The following is a 626-nucleotide window of genomic DNA, read 5'->3' as shown; positions in this document are numbered from 1 at the left end:
GTCCGGCTGCACGATGTTGAACAGTTTCGTCACCACCGTGCTGACGCCGCGGAAATGGCCGGGCCTGATCTTGCCGATGAGGATACGCGAGAGAACCGGGTTTTCGACGATGGTGTGGGCGCCGGCCCGGTAGATTTCGGCCACCTCCGGCGTGAAGACATAATCGACGCCTTCGGCTTTCAGCTCGGCGAGATCGCCGGCCATGTCCCGGGGATAGGTCGACAGGTCCTCGTTGGGACCGACCTGGGTCGGATTAACGAAGATCGACACGGCAGTCACATCGCAGGCGGCGCGCGCTTGGCGCACCAGCGTCATGTGGCCGATGTGCAGATAGCCGTTAGGTTCCGGCGGAAAACGGGTATGCACCGTGTCATACACGCCTTCTGCCAGATCCCTGTCGATGATCTGCTCGATGAAGTTCCGGGAAACCCTCTCCTCCTGGGCCTCTCCGGCTGTCATATTGTCCAGTTCACTCATAGTATACATATCCTTTCCCGTCCGTGACCTATTATTTTTATCATAGCATACCCGGCTGTAAGTTTCAATCAAATTCCTCACTTCCCCAGAGATTCCTCCTGAAGCCTGTCGATCTCAGCCATACACTCCTCCACCGTTGCCCCGTTTAA

At 57.2% G+C, this 626-nt stretch carries 1 protein-coding gene; it reads right to left on the bottom strand.

Annotation, left to right across the window (positions count from 1 at the left end):
- The coding region (locus D1012_RS22035) for a pantoate--beta-alanine ligase (RefSeq protein ID WP_233517245.1) at positions 1–477 on the bottom strand (477 nt) is incomplete at its 3' end.
- Positions 478–626 lie beyond the last annotated feature (149 nt).

The sequence above is a fragment of the Pseudotabrizicola alkalilacus genome, assembly GCF_003443995.1.
Lineage (GTDB): Bacteria > Pseudomonadota > Alphaproteobacteria > Rhodobacterales > Rhodobacteraceae > Pseudotabrizicola > Pseudotabrizicola alkalilacus.
The sequence above is the reverse complement of the archived record's forward strand: the minus strand, read 5'-3'. Positions and strand labels throughout refer to the sequence as shown.